The organism is Corynebacterium sp. MSK032, from assembly GCF_030232065.1.
Lineage (GTDB): Bacteria > Actinomycetota > Actinomycetes > Mycobacteriales > Mycobacteriaceae > Corynebacterium > Corynebacterium jeikeium_D.
On the sequence record NZ_JASPJR010000008.1, the window covers coordinates 93,573 to 115,511 of the forward strand.

The following is a 21,939-nucleotide window of genomic DNA, read 5'->3' on the forward strand; positions in this document are numbered from 1 at the left end:
GTTGACGTATTGACTAATCTGCGTTAAACCAGGCGCATGGCTAAAACCTTTGCAAAACAGCTCGTAGAAACCCTAGAGAAGCAGGGTGTCAAGCGAATCTTCGGACTCGTTGGAGATAGTTTGAACCCCATTGTCGACGCTGTGCGCGAGTCCTCCATTGAGTGGGTGCACGTTCGCAACGAAGAGGCTGCCGCCTTCGCCGCCGGCGCGGAGTCCCTGGTCACCGGCGAATTAGCAGTGTGTGCGGCCTCCTGTGGCCCGGGTAATACCCACCTCATTCAGGGCCTGTATGACTCCCACCGCAACGGCGCAAAGGTGCTGGCGCTGGCATCGCACATTCCTTCCCGCCAGATTGGCTCGAACTTCTTCCAGGAGACCCATCCGGAGTTCATCTTCAACGAGTGCTCCGGTTACTGCGAGATGGTCAACTCCGCTGAGCAGGGTGGCGTCGTTTTGCATCACGCTATCCAGTCGACCATGACTGGCCACGGTGTTTCCGTGCTGGTTCTGCCGGGCGACATTACAACGCATGAAGTGGAAAATGATGAGTTCGTCACCTCCACTATCAGCAGCGGTCGCCCAGTCGTATTCCCTGACGCCGGCCAGGCCGCCGCGCTTGCCGACGCAATCAACGAGGCTAAAACCGTCACGCTTTTCTGTGGCGCAGGTGTGAAGGACGCCCGCGAACAGGTGCTCAAGCTTGCGGAGAAGATTAAGTCGCCGGTGGGACATGCGCTGGGTGGCAAGATGTACATCCAGTACGACAACCCCTATGACGTCGGCATGTCCGGCCTGCTGGGCTACGGCGCCTGCCACGATGCCTCCAACGATGCTGATCTGTTGATTCTGCTCGGTACTGACTTCCCGTACAACGACTTCCTGCCGACCAAGAACGTCGCCCAGGTCGATATCGATGGTCGTGCCATCGGTCGTCGTACCACGGTGAAGTACCCAGTCGTCGGCGATGTGGCTGCCACGATTGAAACCATCCTGCCGCACCTGGATGAAAAGACTGACCGTTCCTTCCTGGACAAGCAGCTGCGGAACCACGAGCGCCTGCTCAGCCACGTCATCGAGGCATACACCCACGACGTTGAGAACATGCGACCGATTCACCCGGAGTATGTGGCCGACCTGATTGATAAGTACGCCGATGACGATGCCGTCTTCACCGTCGATACCGGTATGGGCAATGTCTGGGCTGCACGCTACGTCACGCCGAATGGCAAGCGAGAGCAGATTGGTTCTTTCCGTCACGGCACTATGGCCAATGCACTTTCGCAGGCCATTGGTGTGCAGGCTGCTGACCGGGACCGTCAGGTCATTACCTTCAACGGTGACGGTGGCCTGTCAATGCTGCTCGGTGAGCTCATCACCGTGAAGCAGGAGCAGCTACCCATCAAGATGTTTGTGTTCAACAACTCCTCGCTCGGCATGGTCAAGCTGGAAATGCTGGTTCAGGGGCTGCCGGAGCACGAGACCGACCACGACGCAGTGGACTACGCCGGAGTCGCAGAGTCGTTGGGTATCAAGGCCATCCGAATTGAAGATCCGGCCGATGCGCCTCGCCTGATTCAAGAGGCGCTGGCATACGACGGCCCGGTGCTGGTGGACATGATCACCGACCCGAATGCCCTGTCCATCCCGGCAAACATCACCTGGGACATGCTGATGGGATTCTCCAAGGCCGCTACTCGCACCGTCTTCGGCGGCGGCGTTGGTCAGATGATCAACATGGCACGGTCGAACCTCCGCAACATCCCGCGGCCATAGTGGGGGTAGCGCTCTCGAGATGCGGGAGCGGGTGCGGTGCGGTACCTCTGTTTCCATGATTAAAGGTTTTCTGGTGAACCCTGACCTGACGCATCGCATCGTCGAATTTGAGTTGGAGGCCGCTGCTACATTCCTCGGCGGAGTTTCCTCCGACCGTGTTTCGGTGGCGTTTCAGGAAGACGGCGCCGATTACGCCGCTCTCTACAACCCGACGGCCAAGGCTGAGGGCGCTGAACCGAATCCGGTCGCGTCCCTCGGCCGCAATGAGGCTGCTACGGGCAACTCGGCTTTCTTTACCGACCCCACCACCGCAATTTGCGGAACGGTCGTATTTGTCGACGCCGAGGGCAAGGATATCGGCGACGAGGAAATCGAGCGTATTAAGCACGGTATGCGCGCCGTGCGCCACTACCGCGATGACTACCCAGAGGAATACGCTCTCTGGCGTGCCGCTGTGCGGAACCTCGGTCGCCTCGAAATTTAAACTCGGTCGCTGGTAAGCGACCCGGTGGTGCGCTAGTACCATGACTGCTATGACCGAGTTGACCCTGCTGGCAATCGAGAGTTCCTGCGATGAGACTGGCGCTGCAGTGATGCGTGTGCGCTACGACGACACCGACACCAGCACCCCCGCCATTCCCGAGGTGGAAGTGCTTGCCGACGTCGTCGCATCCTCCATGGAACAGCACGCCCGCTTCGGTGGTGTGGTCCCGGAGATTGCTTCCCGCGCTCATTTGGAAGCCCTGCAGCCAGTAGTCTCCGAGGCGCGCGCGCAAGCAGCTGCCAAGCTCGGTATCGATACTTTTATCCCAGATGCCGTCGCCGCTACCGTGGGACCCGGTCTCGCCGGTGCGCTGCTGGTCGGTTCGGCAGGCGCGAAGGCTTATGCCGCCGCCTGGGGTGTGCCTTTCTACGGCATTAATCACCTTGGTGGCCACGTTGCTGTCGGAGCTCTCGATGGCGCAGATCTATCCAACGCAGTGGCGCTGCTAGTTTCCGGCGGGCACACGCAGCTGCTGCGCGTACAGGGGGTTGGTCGTCCGATGGGAGAGCTCGGATCGACGCTTGACGACGCAGCCGGAGAGGCATACGACAAGGTTTCGAGGTTGCTCGGATTGGGTTACCCGGGCGGCCCGATTATCGATAAGTTGGCTAAGCAGGGCAACCGCAAGGCCATCGCGTTTCCTCGCGCCATGATGCGCCAGCAGGATGCGCGCCATGACTTCTCCTTCTCCGGCTTGAAAACCGCCGTGGCCCGCTATGTCGAAGCGGCAGAGAAGGAAGGTCGTGAATACTCCGTAGAGGACGTCTGTGCTTCCTTCCAGGAGGCGGTCTGCGATGTATTGACCAAGAAGGCCGTTCGCGCAGCTCAGGATGTGGGGGCCACTACGCTGCTGCTCGGTGGTGGTGTGGCTGCGAACTCGAGGTTGCGTGAACTCGCAGCGGCGCGAGCTACCTCGGCAGGAATTACGCTGCACGTGCCACCGATTAAGCTGTGCACCGACAACGGTGTCATGATTGGCGCAGCTGCCGCCTACCTCATTGCCGCGGGGGTCAAGCCCTCTGGCTACGCCTGCCCGACCGACCCCTCCATGCCAGTGGAAGATCCTGTAATGCAATAAGCAGTGATTGCCCCTCGGATCCATGTTAAATTTCGTTAACTGGCTTTGACTTGTTTCTCTGCCATGGATCGCAGGACAATTACAGGAAAGCGCTTGCCCAAAAATGAGTAAAGACTACAGCGAGTGGGAACTTCAGCCATCCGATAATTCGCATAATCAGACTGAGCTGTTTGCACCGCAGGGCGAACCGCAAACAACGCAAGCACCGCAAGTTGAACATCAGCGCGGTCGTGCTCGGGGAGTGCTATGGGCAGTCATCGCTCTGCTGCTTGTGGTGATCGTCGCTGTAGCAGTGGTGCTTTACCTAGTTGTGAGTGGTCGAGGTGAGCAATGGTTTGGTGCAGGTGCCAAGGATGAAGTAACGCCGAAGCTCACTGTTACTGCGACTGCGACGGAGACCGTGAAGGTGAAGTCGCCGGAGAAAGCCAAGAAGGAAACTACGAGTACGGCTACGCCCGATTATCCGATTAGTGGGGATTGCGAGGCATCGGCGTTCCCGACTACGGAGGAAAACTTTACGATTGTCGCCTGTGACGGATGGTGGGCGCTGGGTGGGCGCGCAAACAGTGGTGGACTGGCGGTCTACCAATGGGACGAAGGTGCCTGGCAAAGGAGGGAGCCAGACAGTCGTTACACAACCGGTTCTGGTGGCCCGTGCTTTAGCGATGAGTACATCAAGGAACACGGAATGACGGTTACTGTGTTCGGTCGTATGGCGTGTAACCCCGACAAGCTGACCAATTAGCATTAGCGCTCACTATTGTTGAGTGTTAGCACTTGCAGGGGTAGAGTGCTAACGAAGGTTGTTTGACACACAGTTGTTCACCCGCGACGACGGCTGTGCACGGCAGACCAACCGGCACAAGAACATCACATCACCGCATGTATGGAGGAATTCATCGTGGCGAACGTCAACATCAAGCCGCTGGAGGACCGCGTCCTCGTCCAGATCAACGAAGCAGAGACCACCACGGCTTCTGGCCTGGTTATCCCGGACTCCGCTAAGGAGAAGCCGCAGGAAGCTACCGTTATCGCAGTTGGTCCGGGTCGTTGGGCCGATGACGATGACCGCATTCCTATGGACGTCAAGGAGGGTGACATCGTCATCTTCTCCAAGTACGGCGGCACTGAGCTGAAGTACCAGGGCGAAGAGTACCTGCTGCTGTCGCAGCGCGACATCCTGGCTGTTATCGAGAACTAAAGGGAGGACGTACCCACACATGGCGAAGCTTATTGCTTTTAACGAAGAGGCTCGCGAAGGCCTCAAGCGCGGTGTGGACACGCTTGCCGACGCAGTCAAGGTCACGCTTGGCCCGAAGGGTCGCAACGTTGTCCTGGACAAGGCCTTCGGCGGTCCGCTGGTCACCAATGATGGTGTGACCATCGCCCGCGACATCGACGTTGAGGATCCGTTTGAGAACCTCGGCGCGCAGTTGGTTAAGTCCGTTGCGGTCAAGACCAATGACGTTGCCGGTGACGGTACTACTACCGCAACGCTGCTGGCACAGGCGCTGGTCCACGAGGGTCTGCGCAACGTTGCAGCCGGCGCAAACCCGATTTCGCTGAACCGTGGTATTCACGCTGCATCCGACAAGGCGGTTGAGCTGCTGAAGCAGCGCGCCACCTCGGTCAGCAGCTCTGCTGCCATCGCACAGGTGGCAACCGTTTCCTCGCGCGACACTGAAATTGGTGACCTGGTTGCAGGTGCCATGGACAAGGTTGGCAAGGACGGCGTCGTCTCTGTGGAGGAGTCGCAGTCGATTGCCACCGAGCTGTCCGTGACCGAGGGCGTGTCTTTCAACAAGGGCTTCCTCTCGCCGTACTTCATTACCGACGTCGAGGCTCAGCAGGCAATTCTTGACGGTGCACAGGTGCTGCTGGTCCGTGAGAAGATTTCCTCCCTGCCGGAGTTCCTGCCGATTCTGGAGAAGATTGCCGAGTCCGGCAAGCCGACTCTGATTATGGCTGAGGATATCGAGGGCGAGGCGCTGTCCGCACTGGTCATCAACGCTATGCGCAAGACCTTGAAGGTTGCCGCAGTGAAGGCACCGTACTTCGGTGACCGTCGTAAGGCGTTCATGGATGACCTGGCAGTTGTCACCGGTGCAACCGTCGTTACGGCTGACACTGGCATGCAGCTGAAGGACGTTGGACTTGAGGTGCTGGGTAACGCACGCCGTATCACCATTACCAAGGACGAGACCGTTCTAGTTGACGGTGCTGGCACCGCTGAGGCTGTGGAAGAGCGTCGTAACCAGATCCGTGCCGAGATTGAGCGCACTGACTCTGACTGGGATCGCGAGAAGCTGGAAGAGCGTCTGGCGAAGCTCTCTGGCGGCGTGGCTGTCATTAAGGTCGGCGCTGCTACCGAGACCGAGGTCAACGAGCGCAAGCTGCGTGTCGAGGATGCCATTAACGCTGCTCGTGCGGCAGCTCAGGAAGGCGTCATCGCCGGTGGCGGTTCCGTACTGGTGCAGATCTCCCGTGAACTCGAGGCATTCGCTGACGAGTTCGAGGGCGACGAGGCAGTCGGTGTCCGTGCAGTTGCCAAGGCTCTGACCCGTCCGGCTTTCTGGATTGCTGAGAATGCTGGTAAGGACGGTGCTGTCGTTGTCTACCACATTGGTGAGCTGGAGAACGGCAACGGCTACAACGCTGCTACTGACACTTACGAGAACCTGATTGAGTCCGGCGTCATTGACCCGGTCAAGGTCACTCACTCCGCAGTCGTCAACGCAACCTCCGTGGCTCGCATGCTGCTGACCACCGAGGCTTCTGTTGTGGACAAGCCGGAAGAAGAGCCACAGCACGACCACGCTCACTAACTGCCAGTGAGCTAGTGCCCTGGCCTTTGGCACGTAAAATGCTCCCCACCTTTCAATCTGAGGGTGGGGAGCATTTTGGTTTTTATGTGAACTGGATGGAGTCCGAGAGAGGAGAGGGACTACATGGCAGTAACTAGAACGCGTTCAAGTTCGCGTTCACGTGCGGCCGGCTTAGCTCGAAGGATTTCATTTCGTTCAGATTCGCTGAGACCGCCCCAGACACCGTATGGCTCACCAACCTTGAGTGCGTGACTACGGCACTGCATAAGAACAGGGCAAGAACGGCAGATAGCCTTCGCACGGGCTTCACGCAGGCTGCGTGCGCGTCCGCGCTCGCCTTCCGGGTGGAAGAAGGTCGCGGAGTCCTGCCCGCGGCAAGAGCCGTGCAGCTGCCAATCCCACAAATCCGCATTGGGCCCGGGCAAGTGGTCGATGTACGTCATCGGAATTGATGTCTCCTTCATTGAGCTTTCTTGAAGCAGTGAGCTCAAGTGTGGAGGCCAACAATGAACGGTTGGTAAACCTAAGGAGGCCAGCCGGGATACTACGCAAACAATTCCGTCAAACTCTTACCAAATTTTTAGAAACGGCCAGGTCGTCGAGAACGCAAACCGTCGACAAAGCCTGCGCAGTAGTCCCATGGGGCGTAACGGGAGGGGTCTGGATCGAATTGTGGCTCGTGAACCGGAGATGCCTGGCCAGACAGGAGCATCAGGTAGTGGTTTTCCAAAACCTCCCAGGTATAAAAGTGCTCGTCACCGCAGTCCTCACACAACATGCAGACGCCCAGTAATCCCTCTGGGCTCAAAGCGGTGCGGAATAGGCGAACTGCGGCCAGATCTTCAAGAACCTCTCGACGTTCCTGGTCTGTCAGTGGAGCAAACGGCTCATCCGGCTCGAGAAAGCTTGCCGGGTCATTGGGATCTCCTTCGAACGGATCCCGCGGCATGGATGAGAAAAAGTTGTGGTTCACAACCACTACCGTAACAGCTCTGTACGGCAATCCTGTCGATTGGCGATGCACTTAGTTGGGGTTTAGTTCACCTTGGAATAACCCTCAGCTAGCTTTCGGCTAACCCTTGTCGGGCACCTGTCGCTCCGCCTAATTGTCGCGTTTCATCACTGAAGGACTACCCTGTATATAACGTTTGGCAACCACGAAGCGATAGCGCCCCTGGCCGGATGTCGGCAAGGGTGGAGCAGGAGGAGTCCATGACCAACCCCACGGGAATTAGCCTCGGCGGAGACAATCCCAACAAGATTCCACTAGTCGGCCTTACATTCGATGACGTCCTGCTGCTGCCGGACGCTTCGGACGTTATCCCCTCCGGCGTTGATACTTCGACGCAGCTCACTCGTGAGCTGCGTCTGAACATTCCGGTTGTGTCCGCTGCTATGGACACCGTCACCGAGGCCCGCATGGCTGTTGCCATGGCCCGCCAGGGCGGTATGGGTATCCTGCACCGCAACCTGTCTATCGAGGAGCAGGCTCAGCAGGTCGAGATTGTGAAGCGCTCTGAGGCGGGCATGGTGTCCGACCCGGTGACCTGTTCCCCGGATGACACCATCGCCGAAGTAGATGCCAAGTGCGCTCGTTACCGCATCTCGGGCCTGCCGGTCGTCGATAAGGACGGCAAGTTGGTCGGTATCTGCACCAACCGTGACATGCGTTTTGAGGCAGACCTGAACCGCAAGGTTTCCGAAATCATGACCCCGATGCCGCTGGTCGTGGCTGAGCAGGGTGTGTCTGGCGATGCGGCGCTGAACCTGCTGCGCGCTCACAAGGTGGAGAAGCTGCCGATTGTCGATGGCGAAGGTCGCCTGACTGGTCTGATTACCGTCAAGGACTTCGTCAAGAAGGATCAGTACCCGAATGCTTCCAAGGATGGTTCCGGCCGTCTGCTGGTCGGTGCTGGTATCGGTACCGGCGAGGACTCCTGGAAGCGCGCGCACGCATTGGCTGACGCAGGCGTAGACGTGCTCGTTGTTGATACCGCTCACGCCCACAACTCAGGTGTACTTGAGATGGTCTCCCGCGTTAAGAAGGAATTCGGCGAGAACATCCAGATTATCGGCGGCAACCTGGCTACCCGTGGCGCTGCACAGGCCATGATTGACGCGGGTGCAGATGCCATCAAGGTCGGTATCGGCCCAGGCTCGATTTGCACCACTCGCGTTGTCGCAGGTGTGGGCGCCCCGCAGATCACCGCCATCATGGAAGCCTCTGTCGCAGCTAAGAAGGCTGGCGTTCCGATTATCGCCGATGGCGGTATGCAGTTCTCCGGCGACATCGCCAAGGCTCTGGCAGCCGGTGCATCCTCCGTCATGCTCGGTTCGATGCTGGCCGGTACCGCTGAGGCTCCGGGTGAGGTCACCTTCGTCAACGGCAAGCAGTACAAGATGTACCGTGGCATGGGCTCGCTGGGTGCTATGCAGGGCCGCGGCCTGACCGGTGAGAAGCGCTCCTACTCCAAGGACCGCTACTTCCAGGCTGATGTCAAGAGCGAAGAGAAGCTGGTTCCGGAAGGCATTGAGGGGCGTGTTCCGTTCCGCGGCAGTATCGACTCCATCGTTCACCAGCTGGTCGGTGGTCTGCGCGCAGCTATGGGCTACACCGGTTCCGCTACCGTCGAGCAGCTGCACGACGCACAGTTCGTCCAGATCACCGCTGCAGGCCTGCGCGAGTCGCACCCGCACGATATCCAGATGACTGTCGAAGCGCCGAACTACTACCAGCGCTAAACTGGCTTAGTCGAGTTAAATTCCACGGAAAGGGCATGTGAGGAAAGCTCATGCGCGACATCGTTGAAATCGGTATTGGCCGCGAGGCACGCCGGACCTACGAGTTGGACGATATTGCACTCGTTCCCACTCGTCGTACCCGGTCGTCCAAGGACGTCGATACCTCCTGGCGAATTGACGCCTACGATTTCGAACTCCCGATGATGATGCATCCGACAGATGCCATCGCCAGCCCGGAATCCGTCGCTGAGTTTGCTCGCCTGGGCGGTTTGGCGGTTCTCAACGCCGAGGGTATCTGGGCCCGTCACGCCGATGCGCAGGACAAGATCGCCGAGCTGGTGGAGTTGGCAAAGAATGCCGCCACCAAGCGTGAATCCGAGGCAGTGAACCGCAAGCTGCAGGAACTGCACTCTGCTCCAATTGATACTGACCTGTTGGTTGAGCGCATCAAGGAGATTCGCGCAACCGGCGCGATCACTGCAGTTCGTGTCTCCCCGCAGCATGCCCGTGAGCTGGCTCCGCTGGCTATCAAGGCCGGCATCGACTTGTTGGTTATCCAGGGCACGCTGATTTCCGCAGAGCATGTCACGGCTCAGGGTGAACCACTAAACCTCAAGGACTTCATCGGCAGCCTGGACGTTCCAGTTATCGCCGGTGGCGTTGTCGACTACCAGACTGCGCTGCATCTAATGCGTTCAGGTGCCGCTGGTGTGATTGTCGGTACGGGCTTTACGACGTCCCCGGATGCGCTCGGTATCGATGTGCCAATGGCTACCGCTATTGCGGATGCTGCAGCTGCTCGTAAGGACTACCTCGATGAGACCGAGGGGCGCTACGTCCACATCATTGCTGATGGTGGCATCGATACCGCCGGGGACATTGCTAAGGCAATCGCCTGTGGCGCAGATGCTGTGGCGCTGTCCAGCGTGCTGGCAACCGTCAATGAGGCTCCGGGGCAGGGCTACGCCTGGCCGTCTGTCGCGGCACACCCGAAGTACCCGCGCGGTGCCGTGTGGCAGGTCGTCGAAGATGAGAGGGAACTGGTCAGTCTGGAAGAGGCTCTGTTTGGGCCGTCCGCCTCGCCGTTCGGTGATCGCAATCTCGCCGGCGGCCTGCGCCGCGCAATGGCCAAGTGCGGTTTTACCGACCTGAAGTCCTTCCACCGCGTTGAGCTGTCGGTACGTCCAAAGGGGTTTTAATTAAAGTAATCGGATAGTTTTTTCGCAAAACTACCTTACTGAAAAGCCACCTCCGCTTAGGGTTAGGAACATGAGTTCCGCGCATTAGCGTTACGCCCTTAGAGAAGGTGGCTTTTCCCATGAGTAAACAACGCGATTTCGATGTTGTAATCGTCGGTTCCGGTTTCGGTGGTTCTGTTTCTGCTTTGCGGTTGACTGAAAAGGGCTACCGAGTGGCAGTTCTCGAAGCTGGTCGACGGTTCGAAGATAAAGACTTTGCCAAGACCAGCTGGCGGCTTCACAAGTACCTGTGGGCTCCTAAGCTGGGACTCTTTGGTGTCCAGCGTGTGCACATGTTGAAAGATGTCATGATTCTCGCTGGTGCCGGCGTCGGCGGTGGTTCTCTTAACTACGCAAACACTCTGTATAAGCCGGGTACTGAATACTTCCAGCACCGTCAGTGGGGGCACATTACCGACTGGGAGTCAGAACTCACTCCGCACTATGACAATGCATCTCGCATGCTCGGGGTGGTCACCAACCCATCCGACACGCCTGCCGACGTCGTCATGCGTGAGGTAGCCGAAGATATGGGAGTGGGCCATACTTTCCGCTCGACTCCGGTGGGTGTGTTCTTTGGCGCCAAGACAGGTGGACAGGGTGCGCCAGGGCAAACAGTTTCCGATCCTTACTTCGGGGGGATTGGCCCGGACCGTACTGCTTGTACGGAATGTGGTGAGTGCATGACTGGTTGCCGTCACAATGCCAAGAACACCCTGGTTAAGAACTACCTCTACTTGGCGGAGAAGTTTGGTGCGCAGGTCTTTGACCGCACTACCGTTACCGGCCTGCATCCTCAGGCTGATGGCTCCTGGGTTATTGACACTGAGCGCACTGGCCGTTGGGTAGCTAAGGGCAAGCAGCAGTTTAGCGCTAAGCGCGTCATTCTCGCCGCCGGTGCATGGGGCACCCAGAATTTGCTGCATCGCCAGCAGGCCGATGGGCACTTGCCGCTGCTACCGAAATCTTTGGGCAAGCTGACCCGCACCAACTCCGAGGCTATTTTGGGCGCGATGGGTACGAAGGTGGATCCGGAAAATGACTTTTCTAACGGTGTAGCCATCACTTCGTCATTCTTCCCAGACGAGGACACCCATATCGAGCCAGTGCGCTACGGTAAGGGCTCTAATGCCATCGCAATGCTGCAGATGATTATGACCGAAGGAGGTCGTCGGACTCCGCGATGGTTGCAGGCTGTGGGAACCGTCGTAAAGCATCCTAACTACCTGACGCAGCTCGTGAATCTGCGTAAGTGGTCGCAGCGCACCGTGATTTCTCTGGTGATGCAGAATCGCGACAACTCGATTACGACGTACCTGCAGAAGATTGGGCCGGTGCGTTTCCTGATGAGTAAGCAGGGCGAGGGGGAGCCGAATCCGACGTGGATTCCGTCGGGTAACGAAGCTACGCAACGTGCGGCGGACAAGCTCAGTGCACGTGGTCGGAATGGTCGTGTGCTAGCGGGTGGCACTATCGGTGAGTTGGCAAATATTCCTTTGACAGCTCACTTCATTGGCGGTGCGACGATTTCGGATTCGCCTGAAAACGGCGTCGTTGATCCGTACTTGCGTGTGTGGGGTTACCCGACGCTCTCGATTCACGACGGTTCGGCGATGGCAGCCAACCCGGGAGTGAACCCGTCACTGTCGATTTCCGCGAATGCGGAGCGTGCAACGTCGCTGTGGCCGAATAAGGGTGAGGAAGATCAGCGTCCGGCGCAGGGTGAGTCCTACGTGCGCCTGGATCCGATTGCTCCGGTGAACCCGGCTGTGCCGGAAGATGCTCCGGCTGCACTGAACCTGGGTATGCCTGCAGTCCGTAAGTCTTGATAAGCTTTAGGGCGTGTCTGAACAGGTGACTAAGCCCGTCCTCGTCGTGGACTTCGGTGCGCAGTATGCGCAGCTCATCGCGCGACGTGTGCGCGAGGCAAAAATTTATTCCGAAGTGGTCTCGCATGATGCGACGACCGAAGAAATTAAGGCCAAGAACCCGGCTGCGCTGGTGCTGTCCGGCGGCCCGTCCAGTGCCTACGCCGAAGGTGCCCCGAAGCTCAACCCAGAGTGGCTTGAGCTGGGCATTCCGGTGTTTGGTATTTGCTACGGCTTCCAGGCGATGACTGAGGTGCTCGGCGGCACGATTGCTGCTACCGGTGACCGTGAGTACGGCCGCACGCAGCTGAACGTCGTCGACGGTGGCGGTGTCGCTCACACTGGTGTGCCGGAGACACACGAGGTGTGGATGAGCCACGGTGACGCGGTGTCTAAGGCGCCGGAGGGCTTCACCGTTACGGCGTCCACCAAGGGTGCTCCGGTAGCGGCTTTCGAGTGCTTGGAAAAGCGCATGGCCGGTGTGCAGTACCACCCGGAGGTCAACCACTCGCCGTATGGTCAGCAGGTTCTGGAGAAGTTCCTGTATGAGATTGCTGGCCTGGAGCCGGACTGGACTGCCGCTAACATCGCGGAAGAGCTGATTGAGCAGGTCCGTAATCAGGTCGGTGAGACCGGTCGCGCAATTTGCGGTCTGTCTGGCGGCGTTGACTCCGCAGTTGCCGCCGCACTTGTGCAACGCGCTATTGGTGACCGTCTGACCTGTGTCTTCGTCGACCATGGGCTGCTGCGCCAGGGCGAGCGCGAGCAGGTTGAGAAGGATTTCGTTGCCGCAACTGGTGCGAAGCTGATTACCGTCGACGATTCCAAGGTCTTCCTGGATGCTCTGGCTGGTATCACCGATCCGGAGACCAAACGTAAGACCATCGGCCGTGAGTTCATCCGCTCCTTCGAGCGCGCTGTCGCACAGGCGCTGGAGGGCGCTCCGGAGGGCGAGACCGTGGACTTCCTGGTCCAGGGCACCCTGTACCCGGATGTGGTTGAGTCCGGTGGCGGTTCTGGTACCGCCAACATTAAGAGCCACCACAACGTCGGCGGTCTGCCGGATGACGTTGAGTTCACCCTCGTTGAGCCGCTGCGCCTGCTGTTCAAGGACGAGGTCCGTGCGGTCGGTCGCGAACTGGGGCTGCCGGAAGAAATCGTCGCTCGCCAGCCGTTCCCGGGTCCGGGTCTTGGTATCCGCATCATCGGCGCTGTCGATGAGGGGCGTCTGGATACCCTCCGTCGCGCCGACGCCATTGCACGCGAGGAAATGACGGCCGCAGGTATGGACGAGGTTGTCTGGCAGTGCCCGGTCGTCCTGCTTGCCGACGTCCGCTCGGTCGGTGTCCAGGGTGATGGTCGTACTTATGGCCACCCAATCGTGCTGCGCCCGGTTTCCTCTGAGGATGCGATGACCGCTGACTGGACTCGTGTTCCCTACGATACGCTGGAGAAAATCTCCACTCGTATCACCAACGAGGTGCCTGAGGTCAACCGCGTGGTCCTGGATGTGACTTCCAAGCCACCGGGAACCATTGAGTGGGAGTAAGCCACTAGTTGGCAAGGGCCGTGTCTGTGAGTTGTGCAAACTCGCGGGCACGGCCCTTTTCCGTCAGGGCCGAATTGTTCTTGGCGATGGTGATGCGCTTATCGGCGGCTAGGGTGTGGAGAGCTGCGCTCACGGTATCGTCGTCAAGCATGGCGAAATAGGGGAGCTGGTCGGTGAAGAAGACGTAGCCGTCGCGTAGACGTGCGATGAAGAGGACTGTGAGGATGCGGGCCTCTGGTGAGTCGGCGGGGTAGGGGCAGCGCTGGGCGAAATTGTCAGGAAGATGCGCGGCGAGAGGGAGGAATCCGAATTGCCGCGGCAGGATTGCGCAGGTAGCGGTGATGGCGGACAGAACTAGGGTCATTATGCAGGCGACCGGTGTAGAGGAAATTCGTTCGGCGACGGCGGCAATGATCCATGCTCCGGGGAAGATGAGCAGCACGCTTATACTGCTATTCCACGAGATGTCGTTTGGTGACTCACGCATCGGCTCTGCGAAGTAGGAGGGCCGAGTTTCTTTGGTGGGTGTTTTTGCCTGGCGCACGAAAAGTGTGGTGCCGATGAGTACCAGTAAAAGCGCTATCATGATCCACCAGCCAATGGAGCCGATGATGTGGGCTTTAAGCAATGCGAGCAGTGCGATCACTGCGGTGGTGACGCCAATTGCCGTCCCCAGGCGCACGGGACTATTGATAAATTTTGTCGTGCGTTCGGCCCCGTCTTGGTAAGAGCCTGAAGAGTGTTGGTGCCGGCTGGAATCTGTCATACTTCTTAAGTTTAGTAGCGATGGAACTATAGATTGTTGAGAGTTGTGTGGCTAGTGTTAAGGCCATGAGCATTGTAAAAATTAACGCTATTACCGTTCCTGAGGGTGCGGGAGAAGAGCTCGAACGTCGCTTTTCCGCTAACTCTTCAAAGATGACCGATGTGCCGGGTTTCATTGGTTTCCAACTGCTGCGTCCGACTGCAGGAGAGAGCCGCTACTTCGTCTTTACCGAGTGGGAGAGTGAGGAGGCCTACCAGGGGTGGCGTGAGGGCCGTGCCTTCAAGGCTTCGCATGAGGGCGAAAAGCGCAAGCCGGTGTCGTCGTCGGCTGATTTGCTCGAATTCGATGTAGTTCTCGATGTGAAGGCCTAAGTAGTACGAAATGTAGTACTCGGCTGAGGTTAGAGCGTCGCGCGGTGGTGTGCGGCGCTTTTCTTCGCGCATTAATATCGAACGTACGTGCTATTTAGGGTAGTGTTTAATCCGCTTGTTGGGAAAGAATATTCGAGCAGTGTTCGTGGTGGGCAGGGCAGTGGGGATGGCAGTGAGATGGCAGTGGGATAGCAGCGGGATGAGGTGGAACAAGAAGTGACAACGGCGGTCAATATTGCTGCGGGGCAGTCTAAGGAACAGACTATTGCGGCATTGCGGCAGGCGATGGCAGCCCAGTCTGGTGGGACTGCAACTGGTGCAACCTTTGGGCTCGGTGAGGCTCTGCCGGTGCCGGAGGCGTTGGAAAATACGTTGGCGGGAGTAGTGCGAAAAGGGGCTGTCAGTGTCATTGAACAGCCCGGTGCGGTATTGGCAGGTCTAATCGCGGAAGTTACGAAGACAGGTCATGTTGCGCTAGTTGGACTCGCTGAACAGGGGTTGCTCTCCGTGGTGGAGTTGGGCGGGAAGCTATCGAACATTGTCTGTGTGCCAGATCCTGGAATGCAGCCGCTTGAAGTAATTGGGCTGTTGGCGGACGGCGTTGACTTGGTGGTGGCTTCGTTGGCGCGCACTCCGCCGCCGTCGCAGGCACGTCCGCTGCAGGCACGACTGCGCACGAGTGGTTGTGCTCTGGTTTTTGTCGGGCAGCAGTGGCCGGGCGCTGCTGCGGAAATTTCCAGCTCTGTCGCTGGTGTTTCCGGGCTTGGCACTGGTTATGGCCGGATTCGAGCAGTGGATTACCAAGTCAGTGTGTCGGGGACGCGGTTTCCGCGGAGGCAGTGCCGTTGGCGGGTGGGGGAACAGGTGGAACAGAACAATGTGGTCGCGTTTCCCGCGCAGAGGAGGTCCTAGTGGTAGCGGCGGAATCGAGCCGTGTGGTGGCGCTATGGCTTCCTGATTGGCCAGTGCAGGCAGCACATCTAGCATCTGTGACGTCGCAGGCTAATCCGCTCAGTCCAGTTGCGATTGTGGGTGATAGCGGAGTAGCTGCTTGTTCTCCGAGTGCGCGCCGTGCAGGGGTACGGCGCGGGCAAAGCCGTCGCCATGCGGAAGCGTTGTGCCCGGAGCTGGAGGTTGTCGAGGAAAGTGCGGTGCGCGACGCTGCAGAATTCGAGTCCGTGCTGCAACGGTTGGAGGCGGTGGCAGCTGGGGTCGAAGCTCTACGGCCAGGCTTGGCGGTTGTGGCAGCGCGAGGGGTAATGCGTTATTACGGCGGACAGGATGTGGCCTTGGAAAAGCTGCTTGATGCCGCTGCGGTACCGGGCGTGGACTGCAGCTTGGGGCTCGCGGACGATATTGTGACAGCTATTTTGGCAGCGCGCAGGGGAGTGCTGGTAGCTCCCGGGGAAGATGAAGGCAAAAGATTTCGGCAGGGAATCTCTCTGGTGGAGCTGAGGGCGGAAAGTGCACTGGAGATGCCCGCAGAGCTTGCGAAGTCGTGGCAGGAACTCGGCCTGCGCACATTGGGGGATGTCGCTGCGTTGCCTAAGCGGGATATAGCCAACAGGTTTGGGGCGCAGGGGGCTAGATGGCACGATTTGGCCTGCCGTGGGGAAGTGCGGTTGGTGGCACCGCGATCTTTGCCGCCAGGACTGGCGGTGAGCTACCAGTCTTGGGAGAGTCCACTCCGAAGAGTGGATGAGGCCTCATTCGTCGCGCGCTTTCTAGCTGGGCAACTGCATGAAAAACTTTTTAACCATGGGTATTCGTGTTACCGCTTAGCGGTGGTGGCGCAATTTAGTGACGGCTCAGAGGTGCGCAGAGTATGGCGCTGCACTGAGCCACTGGCAGAACAGACTACGGCTGACAGGGTTCGGTGGCAGCTCGATGGCTGGCTGAATAACAGGAATCGGCAGCAGCCACGAGGGGACAGCGGCACTGTTGCTGGAACTGTTGACGGCGCTGAGGAAAATGATGGAGATGACAGCCGCGGAATTGTAGAGCTGCAGTTAGAGCCACTGGATGTGGCCGCCGCCGGGACCGTAAAGCAGGATCTGTGGCACGGTAGTGATGATGCGCGAGCCAAAGCGCGCCGGGCTGCCGAGCGTGTGCAGGGGTTACTGGGGTCAGAGGCAGTACAGCAACCAATCATGCAGGGCGGGCGTGGCCCAGGGGAAAGAGTGGGATTTGTCGCTTTCGGAGAAAAACCCAAAAACACAAAAACCGCGGAAAATAATCAGCCGTGGCCGGGAGCCGTTCTTGCTCCCAATCCGGCAACTATTCCCGCGACTGCTAATGCTGAGGTGGAAGTGCTCGATGACAATGGGCAGACCGTGGGCGTAACTGGGCGAGCGACCATGACGGCGGAACCATCTCTGGTGCGGCATGGAGTGACAACGTACCGCGTGTCATCGTGGGCTGGGCCCTGGCCGATTGACGAGCGCTGGTGGGTACCCGATGAGGCTCGCCGAGCGGCAAGACTGCAAATCCGTGCGGTAGCGCATGACGGTACCATCGTCGCCTGGTTGCTCATAGGGCATGCCGGCGCATGGAGAATCGAGGGGGCTTACGCGTAGAGGCGTAGCGAGGGGCCGGCACCGGGGAGGGGCAACCCGATTACTTCGATTGGAAGTCAATAACCAGGCGGTTCGGGTTGTTCAACGAGAAAACCTTGAACGGGGTCTTATCGCCCTTGAGCCCGACGACATACTGAGTCTGTCCCTCGAAGGTTCCGGCGCCAACGACTTCCTTAATAACGGACGTCGATGTCGGCTTGACCGGGTCAGAGGGGAAGTCCTCCATCTGGAAATCAAAGGGGTAACCCATGCTCCGCAAGTCGATTACCAGCTTGGCTGTGCCGTCGACCGAAATCGGTTTGCCGGAGCCCTGTTGGGTCGGCACATCCTCGTAACGGACGAAATATCCCGGAGTGCCCTCGCCCGTGAGTTCAAAGACAATGCGGTCGTAACCGTCGTGGGAACCGACACGGACATCTTCAATACCCAAGTAAGCGCCATCGGAAGGGGCAGCTTCTGAGGAGGAACTATTGAAATCGCCCTCCGGAGCAGCATCGTCATCCATGGTGGTTTGCGCCGCCGCAGATGAGCTAGTGGAGCTGCTAGAGCTGCTTGACAAATCGGAGGTGCCAGCGGTTGAGTCAGTCTTCATAGACACTGCAGCAGCCGAGTCTGGGGATGAGTCAGAGGAGCAAGCGCCGAGAGCCAGGCCCAATGCGAGGCACAGGGATGCCGCGATACGGGTACGGGTGCGCGAAACATCCAGCGATTTCGTATTCATACGTCTGACGGTATGTGCGCAGTTACGGAATTTCAACAAGCTGAACTACAAAAGTCGAGGTCAGAAGTATTTGTTGTCAAAGTGTTGCACAATAGTAATAAAACAGGGGTGAACGCTGCGACCTAAGACCCAATCGCAGGGGGGCACTCAATTACGCTTAGGCGTATGAGCCAGGCCAAATTTGATACCACCTGTTCCGCTCAGATGACTGAGCCGCTTCCCGGTACTGCGAAGACCGGAAAGCTCTTTATTGCGTTGGAGCACCAACTCGGTTGGTCGCACGATATTTTTGACGGCGGGGTATGGGGAGCAGAGATCACCGGTCAGGTAGAGGCCTGGCTGTCTGAACGCGGCGGCGCGTTGCAGCTGATTCGAAAGCCAGGCCGAATCGGCCAGCAGCCGTGTGATGGCGTTAACGTCTATATCGCGCATTGTGAATCAGTGGATGGCTCTGAGGTTTTTCTCGAACATCGCATGGTTGCCGATGTTGAAGACCTGATGACTCTGGATATCCGCCCTGGCCAGCCCACCGAGGGGGCCACTCGTCTGGACCATCCACTGTTTCTCATCTGTACGCACGGTAAGCGCGATCGTTGCTGTGCGATTAAAGGTCGCCCGCTCGCTGCTGCGATGCACAATCTCTACCCAGAGGTTGTGTGGGAAACCTCGCACTCTAAGGGGCACCGCTTTGCGCCGGCCAGCGTGCTGTTGCCATGGAATTACAGCTTTGGACGTCTGAGTGCGGTGGATGCCAAGGGGGTCATCGAAGACGCTCAGCAGGGCATCGTGCATGCAGAGGGCTGCCGCGGCCGTGGTGTCTACACCCCGCAGGGGCAGGCGGCCGAGTTGGCTGTGCGTCGTCAAGCCGATACGTGGGGCGTAGATGATGTCGCACGCGTTGACGTCGACGGCACGACTGCAGTCGTCGCGCTTTACGACGGCCCCAGCGACCGCGACAAGGTCGTGGAATATGAAGTGGCCCTGGAGAAAATCACCACGGAAGGCGTTGTGTCTTCCTGCGGTGATGCTCCAGGGCCAAAGAAGGGCTGGGCTGCGGTCGAGGTAACCCGCCGCTAGCTAGTGGCTAGCTAATGTGCGCGGCTACCTGCGCATAATCTTCTTGGAGAGCCAGTTGCCGAAGATCTGCGCCAACTGGACGATGAAGATGATGACCAGGGTTGTCACCAGGGTGACGTTCCAGTCGAATGCCTGGTAACCGTAGGTGATTGCGAAGTTGCCCAGTCCGCCACCGCCGATGTAGCCGGCCATAGCTGACATGTCGACCACGGCGATGAATGCGAAGGTGTAGCCCAGTACCAGCGGGCCCAGTGCCTCCGGCACGACGACCGTCCGGATGATGCGCCACGGACTTGCGCCCATCGCACGGGCGGCCTCAATCACGCCGGGGTCGATGGACATCAAGTTCTGCTCCACCAGGCGCGCGATGGCGAAGGTGGCGGCAATCGACATGACGAACACTGCGGCTTCGGTGCCGATCGTGGTGCCGACCACGTTCTTTGTCAGTGGGCCGATGGCCGTAACCAGGATGATGAACGGGATTGGTCGAACAAAGTTAATCAGGACATTGAGGACCTGGTAGACAAACTTGTTGCGCAGTACGCCACCATCGCGGGTGGTGTAGAGCAGCACGCCGATTGCTAGACCTGCGACACCGCCAATCAGCATGGCGACACAGACCATGTAGAGCGTCTGGCCGAATGCCTCGCCCAGCATCGGGCCGAGGCTATCCCAGTTGGTGTCCTTGCCACTCACCGATGGCAGAGAGTTTAAGAGACCGATCATGATGCAAGCTCCTCTACCTGTGTCAGTTCGGAAATAGCAGCAATGGCGGCATCGAAATCAGAGGAATCCGAGGCGGAATTACCTGTCAGCGGAGTCAACCGCAAAGTAAGGCGGCCGTAGGACTTCGCCTGCACATTGGCGACCGCGCCGTGTGCCACCAAGGCGGCGACACCGTGGGCACTAGTGGCCTGTGCCAGGGCACCGAGGTCAACACCGTCATTGATAGTGATGGTGACCAGGCGAGCTGCTGCGCTCTCGGCAGACTGATTCACCGAATCGCGTTCACGACCAATTGGAACATCGCGCAGTGCGGTGGTGGCGAAGCGGCGGCCAACCTCAGTCTTGGGGTTGGCAAAGACCTCGTGGACCGTACCGGTTTCGACGATGTGACCATTTTCCATGATGGCCATGCGGTCAGCAATACCGCGTACAACCGACATGTCATGAGTAATCAGCACGATAGTGACACCCATTTCGCGATTGATGCGACGCAGCAGATCCAGGACGCCGGAAGTAGTTTCCGGGTCGAGTGCCGAGGTGGCTTCGTCGGCAAGCAAGAGCGTCGGTTCGGTGGCGAGCGCACGGGCGATGCCGACACGCTGCTTCTGCCCACCCGAGAGCTGCTCGGGGAAGGACTCCGCCTTGTCGCCGAGACCGACGAACTCCAGCAGCTCCTGGGCGCGAGCGCGGCGCTTAGCCTTCGGCATACCGGCCAGTTCCAGCGGATATTCAACGTTGCGAATCGCGTTGCGCGAATGGAAGAGGTTGAAGTGCTGGAAAATCATGCCGATATTGCGGCGCAGACCCCGTAGCTGGCGCTCGGAGATGCCGACGATGTCGGTGTCATCCAGCAAAACCTGCCCGGAGGTTGGCTTTTCCAGGCCGTTAATCATACGGATGAGCGTTGATTTACCAGCGCCGGAATAACCGATGACGCCGAGGATTTCGCCGGGTTCAACGGTTAGGTTGATGTCGGCGAGCGCGGTGACGTCGCCGAATTGCTTGTTCAGCTCGCGGAATTCGAGCTTCGTTCCCTTGTTGGTCACGAGTGAATCAGTGCCCCTTGGTCTGTGTTCCCTGGTGTTGGGCGGTGCTTAGGTGGCAGTGGCGTTAGTTCTGCTCGCGCTGCTGCTCTTCGACGCGATTCAGAATGTCCTGCAGCTCCTCAGCCGAACGGTCAACCGGAACCGAGGTGCCCTTGGAGTCCTCTGCGACTGCGTCCTGGACCTCCTTGGAGTGCCAGATCTTGGAGAGCTCCGCGTACTTCGGGTTGTCAGCATTTTCAGCTTTGGTGACAAAGACGTTGATGTACGGCTCTGCCTCCGTGGAGTTCGGGTCATCCTGGAAGATAGCGGTGTTCGGGTCGATGCCGGCGCGGTCCAGGAAGGAGTTATTGATAATGGCGGGCTTACCCTCGCCGTAGGCGGCCGGAGTCTGAGCGGCATCCACCGGCAGAACCGTGATCTTGGAAGCTTCCTTATCGATGTCAGCAGGGGACGGGGTCAGCAGGTCATCCTGCTTCAGCTTCAGCAGGCCAGCCTGAACCAGCACGTTAATAGCGCGGCCCTGGTTGGACGGGTCGTTCGGGATGACGACCTCGGTGCCCTTCTCCAGCTCATCAACCGACTTGTGGTCCTTCCAGAACAGAGCCAGCGGGACAATTTCGCTCGAGCCAATCGGAGTCAGGTCCGACTTAGCGCCGACGTTGTACTCAGCCAAGAACTTGATGTGCTGGAAGAGATTGACGTCGAGCTGGCCCTCATCGAGTGCGCGGTTCGGGGTCTGGTAGTCGGAGAAGGGCTGAACATCCAGATCGATGCCCTGTTCGGAAGCCTTCTGCTCGAAAACGGTCCAGGCCTTCTTGCCGGCATCCGTGGTGCCGATGCGAATGGCATCATCCGAGCTGCCACAGGCGGTAAGGCCGGTTGCGGCGAACGCGACAGTAAGTACACCGGCGGAAAAACGCTTGAGGTTCATCGAGGGGTCTCCTTATTTAATGGGATTTGTTAGCTGAAGTTTTAAGGCAGAACTAGACCAAGCTGTCTTTAATTCTGGGGTTAAGGCTAGCACTTGCCCAGGTAGTGC

The 21,939-nt window shown here is 58.7% G+C and carries 21 protein-coding genes; 14 read left to right on the top strand and 7 right to left on the bottom strand.

The features are described 5' to 3' along the window. Nucleotides 1-36 precede the first annotated feature (36 nt). From QP995_RS06170 to groL, 6 genes are all read left to right on the top strand, one after another. Complete coding sequence (locus QP995_RS06170) at nucleotides 37-1,773, top strand: pyruvate dehydrogenase (protein WP_016422112.1); 1,737 nt, start codon at nucleotides 37-39, stop codon at nucleotides 1,771-1,773. Nucleotides 1,774-1,828: 55 nt separating this feature from the next. Then, nucleotides 1,829-2,257 carry a hypothetical protein gene (locus QP995_RS06175; RefSeq protein WP_042388422.1) on the top strand — a complete coding sequence of 143 codons (429 nt, stop codon included), beginning with the start codon at nucleotides 1,829-1,831 and terminating at the stop codon, nucleotides 2,255-2,257. Between the two features lie 58 nt (nucleotides 2,258-2,315). Next, complete coding sequence (gene tsaD, locus QP995_RS06180) at nucleotides 2,316-3,395, top strand: tRNA (adenosine(37)-N6)-threonylcarbamoyltransferase complex transferase subunit TsaD (protein WP_070595976.1); 1,080 nt, start codon at nucleotides 2,316-2,318, stop codon at nucleotides 3,393-3,395. Between the two features lie 103 nt (nucleotides 3,396-3,498). After that, the gene (locus QP995_RS06185; protein WP_284853025.1) at nucleotides 3,499-4,140 is read left to right on the top strand and encodes a hypothetical protein; all 642 of its coding nucleotides are present in this window, start codon (nucleotides 3,499-3,501) and stop codon (nucleotides 4,138-4,140) included. Nucleotides 4,141-4,296: 156 nt separating this feature from the next. Continuing rightward, nucleotides 4,297-4,596 (top strand): co-chaperone GroES, encoded by a 300-nt coding sequence (gene groES, locus QP995_RS06190; RefSeq protein ID WP_005510054.1) that lies wholly within the window; start codon nucleotides 4,297-4,299, stop codon nucleotides 4,594-4,596. A gap of 19 nt (nucleotides 4,597-4,615) precedes the next feature. Next, entirely contained in the window at nucleotides 4,616-6,220 is a 1,605-nt protein-coding gene (gene groL / locus QP995_RS06195; protein WP_016422116.1) for a chaperonin GroEL, read from the top strand. Nucleotides 6,221-6,339: 119 nt separating this feature from the next. Here groL and QP995_RS06200 read toward each other — a convergent pair whose 3' ends face one another. Next, the gene (locus QP995_RS06200; protein ID WP_016422117.1) at nucleotides 6,340-6,663 is read right to left on the bottom strand and encodes a WhiB family transcriptional regulator; all 324 of its coding nucleotides are present in this window, start codon (nucleotides 6,661-6,663) and stop codon (nucleotides 6,340-6,342) included. Between the two features lie 137 nt (nucleotides 6,664-6,800). Then, nucleotides 6,801-7,169, bottom strand: coding sequence for a DUF5319 domain-containing protein (locus tag QP995_RS06205; RefSeq protein WP_069359475.1), 369 nt, complete (start codon nucleotides 7,167-7,169; stop codon nucleotides 6,801-6,803). A gap of 263 nt (nucleotides 7,170-7,432) precedes the next feature. Between QP995_RS06205 and guaB the strand changes: the two genes are divergently transcribed. From guaB to guaA, 4 genes are all read left to right on the top strand, one after another. Further along, nucleotides 7,433-8,962, top strand: a complete 1,530-nt coding sequence (gene guaB, locus QP995_RS06210) for an IMP dehydrogenase (RefSeq protein ID WP_016422119.1) — start codon at nucleotides 7,433-7,435, stop codon at nucleotides 8,960-8,962. A gap of 50 nt (nucleotides 8,963-9,012) precedes the next feature. After that, nucleotides 9,013-10,161, top strand: a complete 1,149-nt coding sequence (locus QP995_RS06215) for a GuaB3 family IMP dehydrogenase-related protein (RefSeq protein WP_284853026.1) — start codon at nucleotides 9,013-9,015, stop codon at nucleotides 10,159-10,161. Between the two features lie 119 nt (nucleotides 10,162-10,280). Beyond that, nucleotides 10,281-12,029, top strand: coding sequence for an FAD-dependent oxidoreductase (locus QP995_RS06220; protein ID WP_049169947.1), 1,749 nt, complete (start codon nucleotides 10,281-10,283; stop codon nucleotides 12,027-12,029). Nucleotides 12,030-12,042: 13 nt separating this feature from the next. Then, nucleotides 12,043-13,617, top strand: a complete 1,575-nt coding sequence (guaA, locus tag QP995_RS06225) for a glutamine-hydrolyzing GMP synthase (protein ID WP_048731530.1) — start codon at nucleotides 12,043-12,045, stop codon at nucleotides 13,615-13,617. Nucleotides 13,618-13,621: 4 nt separating this feature from the next. Here guaA and QP995_RS06230 read toward each other — a convergent pair whose 3' ends face one another. Further along, complete coding sequence (locus tag QP995_RS06230; RefSeq protein ID WP_016422123.1) at nucleotides 13,622-14,383, bottom strand: hypothetical protein; 762 nt, start codon at nucleotides 14,381-14,383, stop codon at nucleotides 13,622-13,624. Between the two features lie 65 nt (nucleotides 14,384-14,448). Here QP995_RS06230 and QP995_RS06235 point away from each other — a divergent pair, with 65 nt between their 5' ends. The 3 genes from QP995_RS06235 to QP995_RS06245 all read left to right on the top strand — a co-directional run bounded on the left by QP995_RS06235 (nucleotide 14,449) and on the right by QP995_RS06245 (nucleotide 17,330). Next, nucleotides 14,449-14,754 carry an antibiotic biosynthesis monooxygenase family protein gene (locus tag QP995_RS06235; RefSeq protein WP_038629377.1) on the top strand — a complete coding sequence of 102 codons (306 nt, stop codon included), beginning with the start codon at nucleotides 14,449-14,451 and terminating at the stop codon, nucleotides 14,752-14,754. Between the two features lie 216 nt (nucleotides 14,755-14,970). Then, nucleotides 14,971-15,666 carry a DnaE2-dependent mutagenesis accessory factor ImuA' gene (gene imuA' / locus QP995_RS06240; RefSeq protein WP_049169941.1) on the top strand — a complete coding sequence of 232 codons (696 nt, stop codon included), beginning with the start codon at nucleotides 14,971-14,973 and terminating at the stop codon, nucleotides 15,664-15,666. Further along, complete coding sequence (locus QP995_RS06245) at nucleotides 15,666-17,330, top strand: Y-family DNA polymerase (protein WP_049169939.1); 1,665 nt, start codon at nucleotides 15,666-15,668, stop codon at nucleotides 17,328-17,330. The genes imuA' and QP995_RS06245 overlap by 1 nt, the downstream gene beginning before the upstream one ends. Before the next feature lie 40 nt (nucleotides 17,331-17,370). Here QP995_RS06245 and QP995_RS06250 read toward each other — a convergent pair whose 3' ends face one another. Next, a complete protein-coding gene (locus tag QP995_RS06250) occupies nucleotides 17,371-18,051 on the bottom strand; it encodes an AMIN-like domain-containing (lipo)protein (protein ID WP_049169936.1) in 681 nt (226 codons plus the stop codon). A gap of 165 nt (nucleotides 18,052-18,216) precedes the next feature. Between QP995_RS06250 and QP995_RS06255 the strand changes: the two genes are divergently transcribed. Next, nucleotides 18,217-19,128 (top strand): sucrase ferredoxin, encoded by a 912-nt coding sequence (locus tag QP995_RS06255; RefSeq protein ID WP_049169934.1) that lies wholly within the window; start codon nucleotides 18,217-18,219, stop codon nucleotides 19,126-19,128. Nucleotides 19,129-19,152: 24 nt separating this feature from the next. On the opposite strand, the gene QP995_RS06260 is transcribed toward QP995_RS06255, so the two are convergent. The 3 genes from QP995_RS06260 to QP995_RS06270 all read right to left on the bottom strand — a co-directional run bounded on the left by QP995_RS06260 (nucleotide 19,153) and on the right by QP995_RS06270 (nucleotide 21,831). Beyond that, on the bottom strand, nucleotides 19,153-19,785 hold the full coding sequence (locus tag QP995_RS06260; RefSeq protein WP_224433327.1) for a methionine ABC transporter permease: 633 nt from the start codon (nucleotides 19,783-19,785) through the stop codon (nucleotides 19,153-19,155). Between the two features lie 65 nt (nucleotides 19,786-19,850). After that, nucleotides 19,851-20,900, bottom strand: coding sequence for a methionine ABC transporter ATP-binding protein (locus QP995_RS06265; RefSeq protein ID WP_284853027.1), 1,050 nt, complete (start codon nucleotides 20,898-20,900; stop codon nucleotides 19,851-19,853). Between the two features lie 64 nt (nucleotides 20,901-20,964). Beyond that, a complete protein-coding gene (locus QP995_RS06270) occupies nucleotides 20,965-21,831 on the bottom strand; it encodes a MetQ/NlpA family ABC transporter substrate-binding protein (protein WP_284853028.1) in 867 nt (288 codons plus the stop codon). Between the last annotated feature and the right edge of the window lie 108 nt (nucleotides 21,832-21,939).

What these genes read in the sequence shown, in the direction of transcription:
- QP995_RS06260 (WP_224433327.1), bottom strand. Translation starts at nt 19,785, where the DNA reads ATGCTGGGCGAGGCATTCGGCCAGACGCTCTACATGGTCTGTGTCGCC.
- guaB (WP_016422119.1), top strand. Translation starts at nt 7,433, where the DNA reads ATGACCAACCCCACGGGAATTAGCCTCGGCGGAGACAATCCCAACAAG.
- QP995_RS06250 (WP_049169936.1), bottom strand. Translation starts at nt 18,051, where the DNA reads ATGAATACGAAATCGCTGGATGTTTCGCGCACCCGTACCCGTATCGCG.
- QP995_RS06170 (WP_016422112.1), top strand. Translation starts at nt 37, where the DNA reads ATGGCTAAAACCTTTGCAAAACAGCTCGTAGAAACCCTAGAGAAGCAG.
- QP995_RS06215 (WP_284853026.1), top strand. Translation starts at nt 9,013, where the DNA reads ATGCGCGACATCGTTGAAATCGGTATTGGCCGCGAGGCACGCCGGACC.
- QP995_RS06230 (WP_016422123.1), bottom strand. Translation starts at nt 14,383, where the DNA reads ATGACAGATTCCAGCCGGCACCAACACTCTTCAGGCTCTTACCAAGAC.
- QP995_RS06255 (WP_049169934.1), top strand. Translation starts at nt 18,217, where the DNA reads ATGAGCCAGGCCAAATTTGATACCACCTGTTCCGCTCAGATGACTGAG.
- QP995_RS06235 (WP_038629377.1), top strand. Translation starts at nt 14,449, where the DNA reads ATGAGCATTGTAAAAATTAACGCTATTACCGTTCCTGAGGGTGCGGGA.
- QP995_RS06270 (WP_284853028.1), bottom strand. Translation starts at nt 21,831, where the DNA reads ATGAACCTCAAGCGTTTTTCCGCCGGTGTACTTACTGTCGCGTTCGCC.
- QP995_RS06185 (WP_284853025.1), top strand. Translation starts at nt 3,499, where the DNA reads ATGAGTAAAGACTACAGCGAGTGGGAACTTCAGCCATCCGATAATTCG.
- QP995_RS06175 (WP_042388422.1), top strand. Translation starts at nt 1,829, where the DNA reads ATGATTAAAGGTTTTCTGGTGAACCCTGACCTGACGCATCGCATCGTC.
- QP995_RS06220 (WP_049169947.1), top strand. Translation starts at nt 10,281, where the DNA reads ATGAGTAAACAACGCGATTTCGATGTTGTAATCGTCGGTTCCGGTTTC.
- QP995_RS06200 (WP_016422117.1), bottom strand. Translation starts at nt 6,663, where the DNA reads ATGACGTACATCGACCACTTGCCCGGGCCCAATGCGGATTTGTGGGAT.
- groL (WP_016422116.1), top strand. Translation starts at nt 4,616, where the DNA reads ATGGCGAAGCTTATTGCTTTTAACGAAGAGGCTCGCGAAGGCCTCAAG.
- QP995_RS06205 (WP_069359475.1), bottom strand. Translation starts at nt 7,169, where the DNA reads ATGCCGCGGGATCCGTTCGAAGGAGATCCCAATGACCCGGCAAGCTTT.